20 protein-coding genes are annotated in these 19,262 nt (G+C 73.1%); 17 read left to right on the top strand and 3 right to left on the bottom strand.

What is annotated here, in order from left to right:
* Positions 1 to 765 carry an enoyl-CoA hydratase/isomerase family protein gene (locus tag RB614_RS04625; protein ID WP_308711076.1) on the top strand — a complete coding sequence of 255 codons (765 nt, stop codon included), beginning with the start codon at positions 1 to 3 and terminating at the stop codon, positions 763 to 765.
* A gap of 224 nt (positions 766 to 989) precedes the next feature.
* Here the strand turns inward: RB614_RS04625 and aceB are convergent, their stop codons facing one another.
* From aceB to RB614_RS04610, 3 genes are read right to left on the bottom strand one after another with little or no spacing between them, the layout of a single operon-like run.
* On the bottom strand, positions 990 to 2,555 hold the full coding sequence (gene aceB, locus RB614_RS04620) for a malate synthase A (protein ID WP_308711075.1): 1,566 nt from the start codon (positions 2,553 to 2,555) through the stop codon (positions 990 to 992).
* A gap of 53 nt (positions 2,556 to 2,608) precedes the next feature.
* Positions 2,609 to 3,337 (bottom strand): IclR family transcriptional regulator, encoded by a 729-nt coding sequence (locus RB614_RS04615; RefSeq protein ID WP_308711074.1) that lies wholly within the window; start codon positions 3,335 to 3,337, stop codon positions 2,609 to 2,611.
* Complete coding sequence (locus RB614_RS04610) at positions 3,330 to 4,001, bottom strand: TetR/AcrR family transcriptional regulator (protein ID WP_308711073.1); 672 nt, start codon at positions 3,999 to 4,001, stop codon at positions 3,330 to 3,332. Before RB614_RS04610 ends, RB614_RS04615 begins: the two co-directional genes overlap by 8 nt.
* A gap of 176 nt (positions 4,002 to 4,177) precedes the next feature.
* Between RB614_RS04610 and RB614_RS04605 the strand changes: the two genes are divergently transcribed.
* The 16 genes from RB614_RS04605 to RB614_RS04530 all read left to right on the top strand — a co-directional run bounded on the left by RB614_RS04605 (position 4,178) and on the right by RB614_RS04530 (position 19,262).
* On the top strand, positions 4,178 to 4,384 hold the full coding sequence (locus RB614_RS04605; RefSeq protein ID WP_308711072.1) for a ferredoxin: 207 nt from the start codon (positions 4,178 to 4,180) through the stop codon (positions 4,382 to 4,384).
* On the top strand, positions 4,381 to 5,655 hold the full coding sequence (locus tag RB614_RS04600) for a cytochrome P450 (RefSeq protein WP_308711071.1): 1,275 nt from the start codon (positions 4,381 to 4,383) through the stop codon (positions 5,653 to 5,655). Before RB614_RS04605 ends, RB614_RS04600 begins: the two co-directional genes overlap by 4 nt.
* 10 nt (positions 5,656 to 5,665) lie before the next feature.
* The gene (locus tag RB614_RS04595; protein ID WP_308711070.1) at positions 5,666 to 6,508 is read left to right on the top strand and encodes an acetoacetate decarboxylase family protein; all 843 of its coding nucleotides are present in this window, start codon (positions 5,666 to 5,668) and stop codon (positions 6,506 to 6,508) included.
* A 95-nt stretch (positions 6,509 to 6,603) separates the two neighbouring features.
* Positions 6,604 to 7,893, top strand: a complete 1,290-nt coding sequence (locus tag RB614_RS04590; RefSeq protein ID WP_308711069.1) for a cytochrome P450 — start codon at positions 6,604 to 6,606, stop codon at positions 7,891 to 7,893.
* Positions 7,894 to 7,912: 19 nt separating this feature from the next.
* Positions 7,913 to 9,106 (top strand): cytochrome P450, encoded by a 1,194-nt coding sequence (locus RB614_RS04585; protein WP_308711068.1) that lies wholly within the window; start codon positions 7,913 to 7,915, stop codon positions 9,104 to 9,106.
* Positions 9,107 to 9,110: 4 nt separating this feature from the next.
* On the top strand, positions 9,111 to 10,316 hold the full coding sequence (locus tag RB614_RS04580) for an NAD(P)/FAD-dependent oxidoreductase (protein ID WP_308711067.1): 1,206 nt from the start codon (positions 9,111 to 9,113) through the stop codon (positions 10,314 to 10,316).
* 47 nt (positions 10,317 to 10,363) lie between these two features.
* Positions 10,364 to 10,591 (top strand): ferredoxin, encoded by a 228-nt coding sequence (locus RB614_RS04575; RefSeq protein WP_308711066.1) that lies wholly within the window; start codon positions 10,364 to 10,366, stop codon positions 10,589 to 10,591.
* Complete coding sequence (locus tag RB614_RS04570; protein ID WP_308711065.1) at positions 10,588 to 11,427, top strand: SDR family NAD(P)-dependent oxidoreductase; 840 nt, start codon at positions 10,588 to 10,590, stop codon at positions 11,425 to 11,427. The genes RB614_RS04575 and RB614_RS04570 overlap by 4 nt, the downstream gene beginning before the upstream one ends.
* Positions 11,427 to 12,377, top strand: coding sequence for a ketopantoate reductase family protein (locus RB614_RS04565; RefSeq protein WP_308711064.1), 951 nt, complete (start codon positions 11,427 to 11,429; stop codon positions 12,375 to 12,377). The genes RB614_RS04570 and RB614_RS04565 overlap by 1 nt, the downstream gene beginning before the upstream one ends.
* 107 nt (positions 12,378 to 12,484) lie before the next feature.
* The gene (locus RB614_RS04560) at positions 12,485 to 13,372 is read left to right on the top strand and encodes a branched-chain amino acid ABC transporter permease (protein WP_308711063.1); all 888 of its coding nucleotides are present in this window, start codon (positions 12,485 to 12,487) and stop codon (positions 13,370 to 13,372) included.
* Positions 13,369 to 14,316 (top strand): branched-chain amino acid ABC transporter permease, encoded by a 948-nt coding sequence (locus RB614_RS04555; RefSeq protein ID WP_308711062.1) that lies wholly within the window; start codon positions 13,369 to 13,371, stop codon positions 14,314 to 14,316. Before RB614_RS04560 ends, RB614_RS04555 begins: the two co-directional genes overlap by 4 nt.
* Positions 14,313 to 15,107, top strand: coding sequence for an ABC transporter ATP-binding protein (locus tag RB614_RS04550; RefSeq protein WP_308711061.1), 795 nt, complete (start codon positions 14,313 to 14,315; stop codon positions 15,105 to 15,107). Before RB614_RS04555 ends, RB614_RS04550 begins: the two co-directional genes overlap by 4 nt.
* Complete coding sequence (locus RB614_RS04545; RefSeq protein WP_308711060.1) at positions 15,094 to 15,825, top strand: ABC transporter ATP-binding protein; 732 nt, start codon at positions 15,094 to 15,096, stop codon at positions 15,823 to 15,825. The genes RB614_RS04550 and RB614_RS04545 overlap by 14 nt, the downstream gene beginning before the upstream one ends.
* Before the next feature lie 167 nt (positions 15,826 to 15,992).
* The gene (locus RB614_RS04540; protein WP_308711059.1) at positions 15,993 to 17,168 is read left to right on the top strand and encodes an ABC transporter substrate-binding protein; all 1,176 of its coding nucleotides are present in this window, start codon (positions 15,993 to 15,995) and stop codon (positions 17,166 to 17,168) included.
* Positions 17,168 to 18,538 (top strand): phenylacetate--CoA ligase family protein, encoded by a 1,371-nt coding sequence (locus RB614_RS04535; RefSeq protein ID WP_308711058.1) that lies wholly within the window; start codon positions 17,168 to 17,170, stop codon positions 18,536 to 18,538. Before RB614_RS04540 ends, RB614_RS04535 begins: the two co-directional genes overlap by 1 nt.
* Complete coding sequence (locus tag RB614_RS04530) at positions 18,531 to 19,262, top strand: VOC family protein (protein ID WP_308711057.1); 732 nt, start codon at positions 18,531 to 18,533, stop codon at positions 19,260 to 19,262. The genes RB614_RS04535 and RB614_RS04530 overlap by 8 nt, the downstream gene beginning before the upstream one ends.

Below are 19,262 nucleotides of genomic sequence, written 5' to 3'. Positions count from 1 at the left end.
GTGGCGGATGTCGAGGTCGAGCGGCGCGGCTCGGCGGTGTGGATCCGGCTCAACCGGCCCGAGCGGCGCAACGCGTACGACGCCCCGATGGCCCACGCGGTCGCCGACGCCCTGGAGGCGGCGAGCGGCGCGCGTTCGGTGGTCGTCACCGGCTCGGGCGGCAGCTTCTGCGCCGGCGGCGCCCTCACCGGCCTGGCCCGCCCGACCGTCGCGGAGATGCGCGGGCTGTACCGGGCCTCGCTGCGCCTCTTCGACGCCGTCCGGCAGTGCCCGCGCCCGGTGATCGCCGCGGTCGGCGGGGCGGCGGCCGGCGGCGGCAACGAGCTCGTCGTCGCCTGCGACCTGGCGGTGGCGGCCCGCTCGGCGACGTTCGGGCAGACCGGCCCGCGGGTGGGCAGCGCCCCGGTCACCGGCGCCACCAACGTCCTGTCGCTGCAGATCGGCGAGAAGCGGGCCAAGGAGATGGCCATGCTGTGCCGCCGGTACAGCGCCGAGCAGGCCCTCGCCCTCGGCCTGGTCAACGAGGTGGTCGACGACGGCGCGCTGGAGGAGCGGGTCGCCGAGATCTGCGCCGAGCTCGAGGCGCTCAGCCCGCGCTACCTGGAGATCACCAAGACCAGCTCGAACGTCTGGTGGAACGCCGCCCGCGACTCGTTCAGCACCGGCGTGGGCATGCTGATCCAGGCCGTGGGTAGCCCGGACATGGTCGAGGGCGCCAACGCCTTCCTGGAGAAACGCCCGCCCCACTTCCCCGACCCCGAGTGAGCTCCAGGCCCGCGGAGCCCGGGTCCAGCCGGTGATCGTGGTATTTCAGTGCCTCTCCGGGGGCTGTTGAGTCTCTCCGGGGGCAGTTAGGTACCACGATCTCAACGACCGCGCGGACCGCAGGTTGGGGGGTCTTGTGACGCGGAGGGTGACGTGGCGGGAGCAACGGTCCGGACCACGACGGGCGTCGCGGTAGCTCAGATCTTTGTCCTTGAACGGGCTTGTCAGGGCATGCGCTCGTAGGCGGGGATGGTGAGGAACTCGGCGAAGTCGTCGGCGAGGGCCATCTCGGTGAAGAGGGCGCGGGCGTCCGCCCAGCGGCCGCCCTCCTGGGGGAACCGGGCCAGCTCCTCGTCGAGCAGCCGCTCCACCAGGTCGCGGGTCACGACCTGGCCGCTGTCCAGCCGCACCCCGTTGTGCAGCCACTGCCACACCTGGGAGCGGGAGATCTCGGCGGTGGCGGCGTCTTCCATCAGGTTGTCGATGCCGACCGCGCCGGTGCCGCGCAGCCAGGACTCCAGGTAGCGCACGCCGACGCCGATGTTGCCGCGCAGGCCGGCCTCGGTGACCGCGCCCGGGGTGGCGCGCACGTCGAGCAGCTGCTCGGCGCTGACGCGGACGTCGTCGCGGGTGTTGCCGATCTGGTGCGGCCGGTCGCCGAGCACGGCGTCGAAGACCTCGGTGCAGAGGCCGACCATCGCCGGGTGCGCGACCCAGGAGCCGTCGAAGCCGTCGCCGGCCTCGCGGGTCTTGTCGGCGCGTACCTTCTCGAACGCGGCCGCGTTGACCGCCTCGTCCTTGCTCGGGATGAACGCCGCCATGCCGCCGATCGCGTGCGCGCCGCGGCGGTGGCAGGTGTGCACGAGCAGCTCGGTGTACGCGCGCATGAACGGCACGGTCATCGTCACCGAGTTGCGGTCGGGGAGCAGGAAGTCGGCGCCGCGGGTGCGGAACTTCTTGATGACCGAGAACATGTAGTCCCACCGGCCCGCGTTGAGGCCGGCGGAGTGGTCGCGCAGCTCGTACAGGATCTCGTCCATCTCGAACGCGGCCGGGTACGTCTCGATCAGCACGGTGGCGCGGATCGTGCCGTGCGGGATCCCGAGCGCGGACTGGGCGAAGACGAAGACGTCGTTCCAGAGCCGGGCCTCGCGGTGGCTCTCCAGCTTGGGCAGGTAGAAGTAGGGGCCGGCGCCGGCGTCGACCAGCCGGCCGGCGCAGTGGAAGAAGTGCAGCCCGAAGTCGACCAGCGCGCCGGCCATCCGCTCGCCGTCGACCAGGAGGTGCTTTTCGGTGAGGTGCCAGCCGCGCGGGCGGACCACGATCGTGGCGGGCTCGCCGCGCAGCTCGTAGACCTTCCCCTCGGGCGAGGTGAAGCCGATCGTGCGGTCGATGGCGTCGCGCAGGTTGAGCTGCCCGTCGATCATGTTTTCCCAGAGCGGGGTGTTCGCGTCCTCGAAGTCGGCGAGCCAGACCCGGGCGCCGGAGTTGAGCGCGTTGATCGCCATCTTGCGGTCGGTCGGGCCGGTGATCTCGGCGCGCCGGTCGACCAGGCCGGGCGCGTACGGCGCGACCCGCCAGGAGCCGTCCTCGCGGATGTCCTTGGTCTCGGGCAGGAAGTCGAGGGTGCCGCCGGCGGCCAGCTCCGCGTACCGCCGGTCACGCCCGGCCAGCAGCTCCCGGCGCCGCGGGTCGAAGCGGCGGTGCAGCTCGCCGAGGAACGCCAGCGCGTCGGGGGTGAGGATCTCGTCGTACCGGTCGTGGAGGGGGGCGGCAACCTGAGCGGACATGCCCCCATCCTCAGGGACGCCACACTTTTCCGCAACGAGGAACCACTTTTCCGCTACGTGGAAAACTCGATGCCCAGGGCGGATGCGGCCGACGCCAGCACCGGTACGGCCGAGCGGACCAGGTCGTCGGTCATCCGGGTCACCGGGCCGGAGATCGACACCGCCATCGGCACCGCCAGGTCGACCGGGGGCAGCGCCACGGCCACGCACTTGACCCCGGGCTCCTCTTCCTCGTCGTCGATCGCGAAGCCGTCGCGGCGTACCCGGTCGAGCTCGGCCCGGAGCGACTCGGGTGACCGCGGCCCGTGCGCGACCAGCGTGCGGGCCCGGCGCTCGGGCAGCTGGGCGAGCATCGCCTTGCCGACCGCGGTGGTGTGCACGCCGGCGTGCCGCCCGACCTCGGTGAACATGCGCATCGAGTGGCGGCCGGGCACCTGCGCGACGTACACGACCTGGAGGCCGTCGAGCTTGGCCAGGTTGGCGCTCTCGTCCAGCTTGTCGACGACGCGCTGCAGGTGCGGGGTGGCCCAGCGGGCGATCAGGTGGCCGGAGGCCTCGCCGAGCCGGGCCGCCTTCATGCCCAGCGCGTACGTCCGGTTGGCCTCCTGCCGCACGTACCCGGCGGCGACCAGCGTGCGCAGCAGGCGGTGGATGGTGGCGACCGGCAGGCCGGTCGCGTCGCGCAGCCCGGTGACCGAGGCCCGGCCGCCGGCCGACGCGAGCGCCTCCAGCAGCTGGAACGCGCGCAGGATCGACTGGACCGGCGCGGCGTCCTCAGGCATCGGCCACGCTCGGGTCGAGGTGGGCCTGCGGAACCCGGCGCGGCGGCAGCAGCTCGTCGGGCACGCCGAGTCCGATGAGGACGAACCGCGCGCTGCGCCGCCAGTCGTCCTGCGTGGTCGCGTGGTCGGTGGCCAGCCGCCAGGACATGCCGCTGCAGAAGAGCGCGACGTCTTCGTCGGTCACCTCGGGGCGGATCACGCCGGCCGCCCGGCTCTCGTCGGTCAGCTCGGCGATGGTGCGCCGCGAGGCGGTGTGCACGTCGAGCATCTCGGCCGTCGGGCGCCCCTCGAAGAGCTCCAGGTAGAGCCGGTTGGCCTGGTTGTACTCGAACGCGCCGAAGACGAAGTCGACCAGGCCGACCCCGCTGCCGGCCGAACGCTCCTGGGCGAGCAGGGCGATCCGGTGGATCTGCGCGAACTGGCTGGTCGCCACCGCGATCTGCAGGGCGCGGCGGGTGGGAAAGCTGCGGTACACGGTGGTGCGGCTGACGCCGGCCCGGGTCGCGATCTGCTCGACGGTGCCCAGCATGCCGTTTTCGCCGAAGATCTCCAGCGCGGCGCGGACCACCTGGTCGCGGTTGCGCTGCCCGTCGCTGCGCAGCAGGCGGCCGTCGCCGTTCGCGATGCTCCGCATGACGCCCTCGGCCGTGGCGCTCCGTTTCATGCCGTGAAGTATGGCCCACCCGCCGCCGGCCAGCGCGGCTCCGCCGATCGCCGCCGCTCCGGGTGGCCGTCGCGATCCGGCCCGGGGCTGGCGCGATCCGGCCCGGGGCTATTGCCCCGAACGGATCTTCCTCGTAGTCTCCGAAACGTACGGCTGTGTTCGTTTAGGGGGACGCGGTGAGAGTTCGTGTGGAGACCGAGCGCTGCCAGGGCCACGGCGTCTGCGTCGTGACGGCCCCCGCGCTCTTCGACTTCCAGGACGACGGCAAGGCGGTCGCCGCCGAGCGGGAGCTGAGCGCCGCCGACCTGGACGGGGCGCGCGCCGCCGAGGCGAGCTGCCCGGAGCTGGCGATCGTCATCGAGGGAAAGCTGAGGACGCGATGACCGAGGTGATCGAGGAGCACGCCGGGATGACCCGGGTCAGCGCTTACCACGAGGTGCAGGAGGTGCTGCGCTCGTCCGGGTTCTGGCCGTCGATGTTCGTGCGGGTCAGCGGGCCGCTGCTGGAGGGGACGCTGATGACGCTGAGCGTGGAGGAGCACCTCAAGCGCCGGCGTACCGAGGTGGTGATGTTCTCCCGGGCCCAGCTCATGGAGTACGAGCTGCGCACGGTGGTGCCGGCGCTGCGGGAGCGGCTCGACGCGGCGTTCGCCGGGCCGGACGCGCTGCCCCGGGTCGACATCATGCACGTCATGCGGGACGCGCTGCTGCGGGTGACCGCCAAGATCGTCGGGATCGACCACCTCTTCGGCCCGGCCGACGTGGACGAGCTGCGCGACCTGGCCGAGCACTTCGGCGAGGGCTCGTCCGCCGAGTGGGCCATCCACGACCGCGAGGCCGTCGTGGCCGCCGCCGTGGCCGCCAAGGACCGGTTCGGCGAGCGCTTCTTCGAGCCCGCCCGCCGGCGCCGCGCCGCCCTGCTGGCCGCCGCCGCGCGGGGCGAGATCGCCGACGCCGAGGTGCCGAACGACCTGATCACGCTGCTGCTGCGCAACTACGGCGACTGGGAGCCGGAGAAGCTGCTGCGCGAGGTGGTCTTCTACGTCACCGCCTCGGCGAACACCACCACCCACCTCGCCCCGCACGTGCTGCAGGAGGTGCTGCGGCACTTCGCCCGCAACCCCGGCGACCGGGCCAAGGCGGGCGACCTGTCGTTCCTGCAGCGGGCGGTGAGCGAGGGGCTGCGGCTGCACCCGACCGTACCGGCGCTGCTGCGGCTGGCGCTGGAGGACGTCACGCTGCCCGGCGGGCGCGCGTTCGCGGCGGGGGAGCAGCTCCTGCTCGACCTCAACGCGGCCAACCGGGACGAGCGCGTCTTCGGGCCGACCGCGGGGGAGTTCGACCCGTACCGGCCGCTGCCGCCGCGCACCACCGCGTACGGGCTGGCCTTCGGCGACGGCGCGCACACCTGCCTCGGCCGGCAGGTCGCGGTCGGCGCCGGCAACGGCTCGGTCGAGCGCGACGACGTCCCGGCCGGCGTGCTCACCCGGCTGCTGCAGGAGGTGCTGCGGTACGCGCCCGCCCTCGACCCCGCCGACCCGCCGATCTTCCGCGACAACACCGCCACCATGCGGTTCGCCCGCTTCCCGGTCGTGCTGCACGGCCGCCCGTCCGCCTCCGGCCGCAGCGGCGGTCGCTGCCCGGTGCACGTCTAGGAGGTACGCCATGACCGAGATGTACCGGATGCCGATCGGGTTCGGCCCGTCGCTGGGACCGCGGCAGGGGCCCGAGGGGCGGCGGTTCACCGGCGAGCCGATCCGCACCAACCTGGTCACCTGCGCGTACCGGACCGACCCGGCCGCCCTGGCCCGGGTGCTGCCGGCGCCGTTCGTACCCGCCCCGGACCCGGTGGTGACCGTGCGGGTGCTGCACAACCTCGGCTTCCCGTGGCTGGCCGGGCGCGGCTACAACTACTTCGAGGTGCTCTTCCGGGCCGTCCACCGGGGCGTCGCCGGCGAGACCGAGGGGGACTTCGCCGCGGTGATGTGGGAGAGCAAGGCCGACCCGATCATCGTGGGGCGGGACGAGGCCGGCCACCCGAAGCTCTTCGCCGACGTCCCCGCACCGGCCAATGTGGACGGTGACCTGGTCTGCACGGCGAGCTGGGAGGGCTTCGAGTTCGCCCGCCTCCGGGCCAGCGGGCTGACCCTCGGCGACTGGCCGTACGAGCGGGAGGAGGCGACCGGCTTCGCCGACCCGTCGACCGGCATCGCGCAGCGGCCGCGGTTCAACTACAAATACATCCCGAGTACGACCGAGGTCGGCAAGGCCGCCGTCGACGAGGTGATCATGATCCCGGCCGGCGTGTACCAGCAGAAGATCCTCGACCGGTGGAGCGGCGACGGGCGGGTCGAGTGGACCCGGGCCCGCTGGGCGGATCTGCCGACGTTCGCCCAGGTCGTCAACGGCCTCGCCGACCTGCCGCAGGTGGAGCCGCTCGGTGCGACGCTGACCCGGGTGGTCAAGCTGACCAACGACCTCCGCGACGAGATGAGCGTCCTGTACTGATCCGGCGTGCCCCGGGGCACGCCTGTCGAGGATGATCCTTGACCGCATTCTATGTGCATCATTAACCTGATCTAGTAGGCGAAGGGAGGGCACCCGTGAGCTTCGTCATCGACGCCGACCGCAGCGCGGCGAACCTCGACGGCAACGTGCTGCCCCGGTTCGACCTCGCCATCGACCACGCGACCGACCCGTTCCCGCTCTTCGCCGAGTACCGCCGCCACGACCCGGTGCACTGGGGGCTGCCCAGCGACCCGCGCCTGCCCGGCCTCTGGTACCTGTTCCGGCACGCCGACTGCGCGGCCCTGTTCCGGCTCAGCGTGGAGCAGCCGGACGCCCTCGGCGCGACGCCGGCCGGGCTCGGCTGGGACTTCGGGGCCGGCGCGCCGCCCGAGACGCAGTCCTACTTCGCGCTGCGCAAGTCGTTCCTGACCGCGATGAACGACCCGGACCACGCCCGGGTGCGGGCGGTCATCGCCGGGTACTTCACGCCGCAGCGGGTGGCGGCGTTCCGTCCCCGCCTGGAGCGGATCGTCAGCGGGCTCTTCGACGAGCTGGAGGAGCGGGGCGGGCGGGTCGACTTCGCCGCGACGGTGGCCCACAAGCTGCCGCTGATCGTGATGTCCGAGCTCATGGGCGTGCCCGAGGAGGACCGCGAGCACGTGCTCGGCCTCTCCGACCGGCTGATGCAGGGCTTCGACGTGGACGGCTCGTTCGACCGGGTGGTCGTCGCCGCGCAGGGCGCCGAGGGGTTCGCCGGCTACCTGGACGGGCTCTTCGCGGCCCGCCGGCGCGGCGGGGTCGACGACGTCATCGGCGCGATCGTGGCCGCCGCCGACGAGGAGCGGATGTCCGAGCCGGAGCTGTACGGCACCATCTCCACCCTGCTGCAGGCCGGGCAGTCGCCGGCGATGGGGCTGCTCGGCGTCGGCACGCTCGGCCTGCTCCAGCAGCGCGACCGCTTCGCGGAGCTCGCCGCCGACCCGGACCGGCTGGTCGTACCGGCGACCGAGGAGCTGCTGCGCTGGGCCAGCCCGGCGCAGGCCCCGCCGCCGCGGTGGATCTACGAGGACGTCGAGATCGGCGGCCGGCTGCTGCGCCGGGGCGAGGCGGCGGTGGCCCTGATCGGCGCCGCCAACCGCGACCCCGAGGTCTTCCCCGACCCGGACCGCATCGACTTCACCCGGCGCCCCAACCCGCACCTCGCTTTCGGCGGCGGCATCCACCGGTGCCTCGGCTCGACGCTGGCCCGGCTGGAGGGGCAGATCGTCCTCAAGCAGCTGGTGACCCGCTTCCCGACCGTCGACCTGGACCCCGCCGGGGAGCTGGTCTTCCAGGACCGGCACATCGCCCGGGCCCTGGTCCACCTGCCGCTGGTGATCCGCTAGGCATGGAAGGCAGAACGTCGTGACCTCGACCGACCAGTCCGGCTGCCCGATCAGCCACACCGACTACCGCCACGACGGCCCGATGCTGTCGCACTACGCGCTGGCGTCCGCGGAGCGCGAGGCCGCGCCGTTCCACCGCAACGACTCCACCAGCCACCCGTTCTGGATGGTCACCCGGTACGAGCACGTGCTGGAGGCCATCCAGATGCCGGAGTACTTCTCCAACGCGGTCTCCAACGCGCTCAGCCCGGACCGCAAGGTGCGCTTCATGCCCAACAACCTGGACGGCGAGGAGCACGTACGGCTGCGGCGGGTGCTCAACCGCTGGTTCTCGCCGGCGGCCGTGCGGGGCCTGGACGCCCTGGCCCGCCGGCGCGCCCGGGAGCTGGTCGAGGAGGTGGCGCCGCTGGGCGGGACCGACCTGGTCGACGGCTTCGCGCTCCGGTACCCCACCGAGATGTTCCTGGCCACGATCGGCATGCCGGTCGAGGACGGCCCGAAGTTCCTGGAGTGGGTCGGCGCGCTCTTCGCCAACCTCTACAAAGGACCGGAGGCGGAGGCGGCGGTCGCGTCCATCCTGGACTACTTCGACGGCGCGATCGAGGACCGGCGGCGGGCCCCGCGCGACCCGGAGACCGACTTCCTCAGCCGCATGCTGCACCCCGAGCACGGGCCGCGGTGGCTGAGCAAGGAGGACCTCAAGACGGTCTGCCTGTCGCTGGTCACCGCCGGGCTGGACACCACCCGCAGCGGCCTCGGGTACGTCTTCGCCCACCTCGCCACCCACCAGGAGCACCGGCGGCTGCTGCGGGAGGACCCCGACCTGGTGCCCAAGGCGATCGAGGAGTTCATCCGGCTGTACTCGCTGATCCTGCAGGAGGGGCGGCTGGTGGTGAAGGACGTCGACTTCCACGGCCTGCCGATGAAGGCCGGCGACATCGTCTGGCTCGGCATCGCCTCGGCCAACCGCGACCCGCGCAAGTTCGAGTGCCCGGAGGAGTTCCGGCTGGACCGCCCGAACACCGGCCACCACCTCGGCTTCGGCGCCGGCGTGCACCGCTGCCTCGGCATGCACCTGGCCCGCCACGAGATCGAGGTCGTGGTCCGCGAGTGGCACCGGCAGATCCCCGAGTACGCGCTGGCGCCCGGCACCGAGCTGGTCGAGCGCGGCCACCAGCTGAGCCTGCGGTCGCTGCCGCTGGTCTGGTCGTGACGCCGTGACGGGGGACCGGATCGTCGTCGTCGGCGGGGGACTGGGCGGGCTGCGTACCGTCGAGGCGCTGCGCCGCCTCGGCCACCGCGGCCAGATCACGCTGATCAGCGACGAGCGGCTGGTCCCGTACGACCGGCCGCCCCTGTCCAAGCAGCTGCTCGACGGGCAGCGGCTGCACGAGCCGCCGTACCTGCGCGCGCCGGACGCGTATGCGGACCTCTGCGACCTGCTCCTCGGGCGCCGCGCGGCCGGGCTCGACGTGGCCGGCCGGGCGGTCCTGCTCGACGACGGCACCGAGGTCCCGTACACCGCGGCGGTGCTCGCCACCGGTACCACCCCGCGCGGGCTCCCGCTGCTCGCCGACATGTCGCACACCGTCCGCACGTACGCGGACGCCCTGGAGCTGCGCGGGGCGATCCACCGGTACCGGAAGCTGGCCGTCGTCGGCGGTGGCTTCATGGGCTGCGAGATCGCCTCGGCGGCCGCGGCGAACGGCACGCCGGTGACGCTGGTCGAGACCGCGCCGACGCCGCTGCACGGGGTGCTCGGGGCGCAGGTCGGTGGCCACGTCCGGGACCTGCAGGCCGCCGACGGCGTGGACGTGCGGTGCGGCGTCACGGTCACCGGCGTCCTGCGGCTCGGCGAGGAGCGCCATCTGGTGCTCTCCGCCGCGGGCACCGTCGACGCGGCGGTGGTGGCGGTCTGCGTCGGCGTACGGCCGGCCGTGGACTGGCTGGCCGACTCCGGCCTGGAGCTGGCGGACGGCATCGTCTGCGACGCGTTCGGCGAGACCTCGGCCCGCGACGTGTACGCGGTCGGCGACGCCGCCGCGTGGCGCTACCCCGGCTCGGACGTGCCGGTCCGGGTCGAGCACTGGACCACCACGGCCGCCCAGGCGCAGGCGGTGGCCGGCAACCTGCTGGCCGCCCGGGACGCCCGCCAGCCGCTGGACCCGCTGCACTACTTCTGGAGCGACCAGTGCCGCACCAAGCTGCAGTGCTTCGGCCTGCCCCGCCCCGGCGACGAGGTCGAGACCCGGGCCGGCGCGGACGGCCGCTCGCTGCTGGCCGCGTACGGCGACGGGAAGCGGGCCACCGCCGTGCTCGGCATCGGCCGGCCCAAGCAGGTGCTGGCCCTGCGCGCCAAGCTGGCCGCCAAGGCGCCGTTCCGCGAGGTCGCCGGCGCCGTCCGCGAGCTGGCGGCGGCCTGATGGAAGCTCACCCGCGGCCTGACGATCCGAAGTGGAGGGTGTGACCGATGACGACAGGTGACGACTTCAGCGTGGAGGTCGACCGCGTCGCCTGCGAGGGGCACGCGCTCTGCCTCGTCTACGCGGCCGAGGTCTTCGACGTGGACGACGAGGAGCGCGCGGTCGTCCTGCGCGACCCGGTGCCGGCCGCGCTGCGCGGCGTGGTCGAGGACGCCGCCGGCAACTGCCCGGTGCAGGCCATCCGCCTGCGCGACCACACCGCGGCCACCTCGTGAGCGACCGGCGCGACGGCGACGTCGCGGTCGTCACCGGGGCGGCCAGCGGGATCGGGGCGGCGACCGCGCGGCTGCTCGCCGACCGGGGCTGGCGGGTCGTGCTCGCCGACGTACAGGCCGAGCGGGCGGAGGAGCTCGCCTGGCGGATCGGCCCCGCGGCCCGGGCGCTCCGCGTCGACGTGGCCCGCGAGGACGACATCGCCGCCGCGGTCGACCTGGCCGTCGAGGCCTTCGGGCGGCTCGACCTGATGTTCGCCAACGCCGGCGTCTTCGGCGCGTACGGGCCGATCCACACCGCCGACATGGCCGCCGTGGACGCCACGTGGGCGATCGACCTGCGCGGCGTGTTCGTGTCGATGAAGCACGCGGCCCGGGTGATGCGCCCCCGGGAGAGCGGCGTGATCATCGCGACCACCAGCCCGGCCGCGGTCGCCGGCGGGGTGGGCAACCACGCGTACAGCGCGGCGAAGGCCGGCATCCTCGGCCTGATGCGCTCGGTCGCCGGCGAGCTGCGCCCGTACGGCATCCGGGTCAACGCGGTCATGCCCGGCCCCACCGCCACGCCGATGAACGCCGACCTCGCCACCGGCGACGCCACCGCGATCGAGCGGACCGTCGAGCTGCTCAAGGCGCGTACGGACGGCAAGCGCCCGGCCTACGCCGAGGACATCGCCGAGGCGGTGGCGTTCCTGGCCGGCCCGGCCGCCGAGATGATCACCGCGCACACGCTGGTGGTGGACGGCGGCTTCACCGCGATACCGGGCAACTCGTACTGGACCAAGGGCGACAACGCGGCCGGCGGAGCGATCTTCGAGGCGGGACGGCGGGCACCCTGATGCCGGCCCGGGTCCGGGTCGCGGTGGTCGGTGCCGGCGCGCTCGGGCAGCTCGTCGGCGCCCTGCTGGCCCACGACGGGCGGACCGCGGTGACCGTGGTCAGCCGCCGGCCGGAGGCGGTCGAGGCGATCCGGGCGCGCGGCGTCGAGGTGCGGCGGCTGGCCACCGGGGAGCCCTCGCTGCGCGCCCGCCCGGCGATCGTCGCGGCCACCGCGGCGCCGGCCTCCGCGTACGACGTGGTGCTGTTGCTGCACAAGAGCTACGACACCGGGTGGGCGGTCGGGCTGGGCTGCTCGCTGGCCGCGCCGGACGGCGCGATCGTGGCGCTGCAGAACGGCCTCGCCAGCGCGGACGCGGTCGAGAAGGCGGACCCGCGCGGCGTCGCCGGCGTGATCTACCAGGGCGCCGCGTACGTCGGCCCGGGGGTCGTCGACCACACCGTGCTCGGGCCGCTCGTGGCCGCCCCGCCGCCCGACCGGGCCGGCCGCGTCGCGGCGCTGCTGGAGCCGCTGGCGTCCCCGGCGCTGCCCGTGCGCCTGCACCCCGACCGGGACGCGATGCTCTGGGAGAAGGCGGTGAACGCGGTCTCGAACGCGGTCGCCGGCGCGCTGTTCCTGCCGGTCCGGGCGATCACCCGGAGCCCGTCCGCGTGGGAGGTCATGGAGCGGGCCCGGGCCGAGGTGCTCGCGGTCGCCGAGGCGCTCGGGGTACGCCCCGACCGGGCCTTCCTCAGCGCCCGGTTCGCCGGCCGCCCGGTCGCCCGGGACAACCTCGGCTCCACGTACCAGTCGCTGCGCGGCGGGCGGCCGACCGAGATCGGCGAGTACGCCGGCGAGATCGAGGCGCTCGGCGCCCGGCTGGGCGTACCCACGCCGGTGCTCGGCGCGCTGCGGCTGCTGGTGGCCGCCCGCGAGGAGGCCGGCCGCGAGGGGACCGCCGCCGGTCGGTGACCGCGCATGTCACGGGATTGTTTCCGTTCCTTGACAGCGCATTTCATTCCTACCATTATCAGTGATTACAAGATCGCCCCCTGATCGACATCGCGAGGGGAGCCCCCATGACCCAGCAGATGATCAACGGCGCGGTGCTCTGTGCGGTCTACGTGCTGTTCAGCCTGGGGCTCACCCTGTCCTGGGGCGCACTGGACGTGCTGAACCTGGCCCACGGAGCGCTGATGATGTTCAGCGCCTTCACCGCGTACGTCGTCACCCAGCACGTCGACCTGCCGCTCGGGCTGCTGTTCGTGATCGGCGTCGGCACCGCCGGCGTCTGCACGCTGCTGCTCGACGTCATCGTCTTCCGACATATCCGCGCCAAGGTCACCGACAAGAGACAGGCGGAGCTGCTCACGCTGATCGCCGGGGTGGGCGCCGCGGGCATCCCGGTGACGCTCGCCGTGGCGTACACGCACGACAGCCCGTTCGGCATCGGGCACCTGGACTGGAGCGCGTACCGCCTCGGCGACAACGCCCAGATCTCCACGATCCAGATCGCGATCATCCTGCTCGGCGCCGCGCTCTGCACCGCGCTGGCGCTGTGGGTCTCCCGGAGCCGCACCGGCCGGGCCCTGCGGGCGGTCGCCTACGACGGCGAGACGGCCGAGCTGATGGGCGTGAACACCCGGGCCCTGTCCGCGGTGACCATGCTGATCGCCGGATCCCTCGCCGGCCTGGCCGGGATGCTGCTGGTGATCTACCTCGGGGCGCTGACCCCGGGCAGCGGCGAGCCCTTCATGCTCAAGGGCTTCGCGATCATCATCCTGGGCTCGGTCGGCAGCGTCTGGGGTACGGCGATCGGCGCGGTGGTCCTGGCCGCCACCGAGACCGCGGTCATCTCGCAGACCTCGGGCACCTGGGTCGACGCGATCTCGTTCGCGATCATCCTCCTGGTCATCCTGCTGCGCCCGCAGGGCGTGGTCGGCAAGGGATTGGCGGAGCGGGTATGAACAGCTGGTACTTCAGCCACCTCACGCTGATCCAGGGGATGCTGATCAGCGTCCCGCTGGCGTTGAGCGTCCAGATCGCGCTCCGCTCCGGCGTGTTCAGCTTCGCCAGCATCGGCTTCTACGGCGTCGGGGCGTACGGCACCGGCATCCTGACCATGCGCGGCTGGCCGGTCCTCCCGGCGATGCTGCTGATGATCGTCGTCTCCGGGCTCGTGGCGTACCTGATGTCCGCGCCGCTGATCCGCCTGCGCGGCCTCTATCTCGGCATGGTCACGTTCGCGTTCGACCTGATCCTCACGGTCGTGGCGACCAACGGGGGAGAGCTGACCGGCGGGGCGCTCGGCCTGCTCGGCGTGCCGCTCGGCATCGGCACCGGCGGGCTGCTCGCCGCCGCGCTCGTCGCGATCCTCGCGGTCAGCCAGCTCGAACGGCGCGCGGTCGGCCGGGCGCTGGTCGGCATCAAGGCGAGCGAGGAGCTCGTGATGAGCGTCGGCGTCGACCTGAAGAGCCGCAAGCGCACCGTCTTCGCGATCTCGGCCGCGCTCGGCGCGCTCTCCGGCTCGCTGTACGTGCTGACGTTCAGCACCGTGCAGCCGACCTCGGCCGGCTTCACGCTGATCATCACGACGCTCACGATGGCGGTCATCGGCGGCACCTCGTCGTGGATCGGCGCGGTGATCGGCACGGTCATCATCACCTGGCTGCCCACCCTGGCCGCCACCATCGGCGAGTACCAGCACCTGGTGTACGGCGTCGTCCTGGTCCTGGTCGTGATGTACGCGCCGGAAGGCGTGCTCGGCGCGCTGCGCTGGCTCTGGCGCCGGCTCGCCCCGCGGCTGCGGCCGGCGCGCCCGCCGGCGCTCGTACCCTCCGGCGGCCCACCGCCCGACCGGGGCGCGGCCGCGCGGGCCGAGCCGGTCCCGGCCGACCGGGTGAAGGGGTGAGCGCGGTGACCGGCGTGCCGAGCCTCGAGGTCCGCGACGCCGCGGTGAACCTCGGCGGGGTCAAGGCGCTCGACGGGGTGTCGCTGACCGTGCAGGAGGGGCGGCTCTACGGCCTCGCCGGCCCGAACGGCTCCGGCAAGAGCACCCTGCTCGCCGCCATCTCCCGGCTGCTCGACCTGACCAGCGGCAGCATCCTGGTCGGCGGCGCGGACGTCATGCGCCGCTCGCCGTTCGAGGTGGCCCGGATGGGGCTGGCCCGCACGTTCCAGACGGTCCGGCTGATGCCGCAGTTCTCCGTGCTGGAGAACGCGATGCTCGGCGCCGACCAGCCGGTGTACGGGTCCTCGTTCGTGCGGCAGTGGCTGATGCCGTGGTGGACCCGGAGCCGGGAGGCGTCGGTACGCGCCCGCGCCGAGGCGGCCCTGGAGCGGCTGCACCTGATGGACCTGCGCGACGAGCCGCCGCTCAGCCTCTCGTACGGCGTGCAGCGCAAGGTGGAGATCGCCCGGGCGCTCGCCGCCGAGCCGCGGCTGCTGCTGCTCGACGAGCCGACCGCCGGCATGAACCGCGCCGAGCGCGACGAGATCGGCGAGCTGCTGCTGCGGCTGCGCAACGAGGGCGTCACGCAGGTGCTGGTCGAACACGACCTGAAGATGATGGTCGACATCTGCGACCACCTGTACGTGCTGGACAGCGGGCACCTGATCGCCTCCGCCCGCCCGGCCGAGTGCATCCGCGAACCGAAGGTCGTCGAGGCGTACCTGGGAAGGGGGCGTCGTGCCGCTGCTTGAGATCTCGCACGTGTCCGTCCGGTACGGCGCGGTCACCGCCGTCCGGGACTTCTCCGGTACGGTCGGCGACGGCGACGTGGTCGTCGTGCTCGGCGCGAACGGCGCCGGCAAGAGCTCGCTGCTCCGCTCGATCGTGGGGCTGGCGCCCAAGGCGGGCGGGCGGGTCGTCTTCGACGGCCACGACATCACCCGCTGGCGTACCAACCGGATCAGCCGGGCCGGCATCGCGCTCGTACCCGAGGGGCGGCGCATCTTCAGCCCCCTGTCGGTGCAGGACAACCTCCTGATCGGCGGGTACGCGCGCACCGGCCGCACCGAGAAGGCGCGGCTGCTGGGCGACATCTACGACCGCTTCCCGGTGCTGGCGCAGCGCCGGCACCGGCAGGCGGGGCTGCTCAGCGGCGGCGAGCAGCAGATGCTCGCGTTCGGCCGGGCGCTGATGAGCTCGCCGAAGCTGATGATGATGGACGAGCCCTCGATGGGGCTCGCACCGGTCGCGGTCGACAGGGTGATGAGCACCGTACAGTCGATCTCCGCGTCCGGCATCGCGGTGCTCATGGTCGAGCAGAACGCCGCCATGGCACAGGAGCTCGCGACCAGCGCGATCGTGATGGAGCGCGGGGAGATCACCGAGGTGGACCCGACCGGGCGGATCAAGGCCGGCGTCGGCACCCTCAGCGGCTTCGTCGACCTACCCGACGAGCCGGCGGGTCGCTGAGCGGCCGCGCCACGCCGCCGGCGACGGCGGACCGGGCGCACGCGGCGACCGAATCTATGCGCATGTTATGAACGGATTGTCATTGCGTTACGACCGAGATCAAACTTATGATGCAGATCATAGTCCTAGATACGGTCGGGGCTCACTCAAAGATGAGGACGATGCTCGTGGACAGGTTCTATAGGCGCTCGTGGCGGCCGCGGATGCTGCTCGCCGCCGGTGCCGCTGTGGCCCTCACCGCCGCCGGGTGCGGCGGCGGGGATTCCGCGGGAGGCGGCGCCGGCGCCGGCCTGCCCGACACCATCAAGGTCATCGCGATCTCGGAGACCACCGGGTTCGCCGGTCCGGCCGGCAAGGCCAGCGAGAACGGCCAGCGGGTCGCGCTCGAGGAGATCAACAGCAGCAAGTTCCTCGGCGAGTCCAAGCTCGAGATCGACTTCAAGGACACCGGCAGCCAGCCCGCCCAGGGCGTCGCGCTGCTCAACCAGGCGATCCAGTCCAAGGCGAGCGTGGTGCTCGGCTCGATCCTGTCGACCGTCGTGGCCGCCGAGGCGCCGCTCGCCGAGCGCTCCCGGGTACCCATGATCTACCTGTCCAGCAGCGGCGAGTTCGCCCAGGGCACCAAGTACGTCTGGGCCGCCACGCCCCCCGCCGACCAGTACTTCCACTGGGAGACGGAGTACCTGCGCGACAAGAACGCCAAGAACGTCGCCATCATCTACAACTCCGACGTCTCCAGCACCCAGAAGTGGGCCGACTCGGTCTGGCCGCCGCTGGCCCAGCAGGCCGGGCTCACCATCGTGGCCAAGGAGGCGTCGCCGACCTCCGCCACCGACGCCTCCGGCGTGGTGTCCAAAGTGGTCGCCAAGAACCCGGACGCGGTGGTGGTGCTCGCCTCCGGTACCGCCAACAACGCCATCGTGCTGGCCCTGCGCCGGGCCAACTACGGCGGGATCATCGCCGGTTCGATCGGCATGGCCGGCGCGATCAACCCGCTCAAGGACCAGGGGTACGGCGTGTTCTGGCCAACCAACTTCAGCAACCTGGTGCAGGCCCCGGAGGCCAAGAACTTCGTCGACCGGTACCAGAAGATGTTCAACGCGCTCCCCAACAACTACGCCGCCGCCGCGTACGACGAGGTGTGGTTCCTGGCCCGCGCGCTGAAGCAGGCCGACAGCACCGACCGCGAGGCGATCAACACGGCGCTGGGGGAGGTCGGCTCGGCCGGCTTCGACGGCGCCCTCGGCAAGATCACCTACAAGGACAACGTGTCGCAGGCACCCGGTCTGCTGATCGAGTGGCGCGACGACAAGGAGGTACCGGTCGAGGGGTACGGCGGCTGATGCCGGTCGCCAACCCGGTCGTCGAGGGGATGGACGAAGCCGAGCTGCTCGGCTTCGTCTCCCGCGCCGCCGTCGCCGCGGTCCGCCGCGCCGCCGCGACCTCGCCGCTGTACCGGTGGTTCTACGCCCGGACCGACCTGCGGCCCGAACGGTTGCGCACGCTCGACGACGTACGCCGCCACGTGCCGATGGTGACCAAGCGGGACCTGCTGGACTTCCAGCGGACCCTGCCCGGCGGCGGGGCCACCCCGGCGGACCCGTCGGTGCGGCAGCTCCACCTGACCAGCGGCACCAGCGGGGCGGGACGGGAGATCTACCCGCGCGACGCCCGCGACCTGGCCGGGCTCGGCATCCCCGGCGCGTACGAGTACCTCTGGGCCGGCCTGGCACCGGGAGACCGGCTCATGCTGACCATCCCGTACAGCCAGACCATGGCCGGGCCGTACTTCCAGGAGACCTGCGCCGCCGCGGGGCTGGTACCGGTCAACGCGTTCGCCGGCAGCACCGCCGACCGGCTGCGCGACCTGTACCGGTTCGCCTGCGCCGGCATCTCCGCCACACCGTCCTATGTGCACCGTCTCACGCTGGAGGCCAGGGCGGCCGGGCGGCGGCCGGCCACCGACCTGCCTTCGCTGAAGGCCATCTTCCTCTCCGGCGAGCCGTACGGCGCGGCGTGGGCGCACGACACCGCGGCCTTCTGGGGCGCCACCGTCTGCGAGGGCTGGGGCGCGACCCAGACGCTCGGCGTCGCCATGTGCACGTGCGAGCGGGGAGCGGTCACCGCGGACGGTGACGGCACGCCGCGGCACGCGGTGCTGCACGGCCTCGACCACCGCTGCTGGATCGAGGTGCTCAACCCGGACGGCAGCCCGGTGGCGCCCGGCGAGACCGGCGAGATCGTGGTGACCCTGCTGCGCCCCAGCGCCCAGCCGGTGGTCCGCTTCCGGATGGCCGACAAGGTGCGGCTGCTCGCCCGGGGATCCTGCGGCTGCGGGCGCCCGACGTCCTGCTACGCCGCCGGCACCATCGGCCGGGTCGACGACATGATGAAGATCCGCGGCATGAACGTGTGGCCGGACGCGATCGACGCGGTACTGCTCCGCTCGCCCGTGGTCGACTACCGCGGCCGGGTCTACAGCGACGAGCGGGGCCGGGAGGCGGTCGACGTGACGATCGCGTTCGCGGCCGGTACGCCGCCGGAGTCGGTGGCGGACCTGCCGTCCCGGTTGCGGCAGGCGGTGAAGCAGGCGGTCGGGATCAGCGTCGACATCGCCGTCGTGGAGCCCGGGCAGATGCCCGAGGAGCAGTTCAAGTCGCGGCGCTGGCGGGACGAGCGGGCGGTACGGGCGGTGGGGGTGGCCGATGGCTGACGCCGGTGAGCTGCGCGCGGCGACCGCGGACGCGTGGCGCGCGGTCGAGCGGATCCGCGCCCACCTCGGCGACGACCGCGGCGTGCTCGGGGTGCTCGGCGAGCGGATCGCCGGGCTGCTCGGCGAGTTCGCCTGGGAGGTCGGCATGCTCGACCCGGCGGACCCGGGCGGCCCGGGGACCCGGCTCGACCACGTGGGCATCGTGGTGCGCGACCTGCGGGCCGCCGCCACCCTCTACGGCGACCTGCTCGGCGGCACGCTCGTCGCCGGCGGCGGGCACGCGGGCATGGGCATACGCAGCCTGCACTACAGCTACGCCGGCGCAGGCGCGAAGGTCGAACTGCTCCAGCCGGTGCGGCCCGGTCCCGTGGCCCGCTTCCTGGAGGCCCGCGGCGGTGGCCTGCACCACCTGACCTTCTTCGCCGCCGACCTGACCGCGGCCCTCGACGGGCTCACCGGGGCCGGGCTCACCGTGGTCGACGTCGACCGCCGGGCACCCGAGTGGCAGGAGGCGTACCTGAGCCCGCGCGGCACCCAGGGCTGCCTCATCCAGGTCGTGCAGGGCGCCGATCTCGCCCCGGCTGCCGGGATCACCGTCGACTCCGTGCTCCGCGACGAGTGGGAGTGGCGGGACCACCGGCCGCGGCGGGTCACGGCGGCTCCCCCGAATCCGCCGGCTCCGGCGGCTACCGAGGCTCCTGCGGCTACCGAGGCAAGGCGGTGA

Origin of the sequence: Phytohabitans maris, assembly GCF_031085175.1 — a bacterium.
In the GTDB taxonomy this organism is placed as follows: domain Bacteria; phylum Actinomycetota; class Actinomycetes; order Mycobacteriales; family Micromonosporaceae; genus Phytohabitans; species Phytohabitans maris.
The sequence above is the reverse complement of the archived record's forward strand: the minus strand, read 5'-3'. Positions and strand labels throughout refer to the sequence as shown.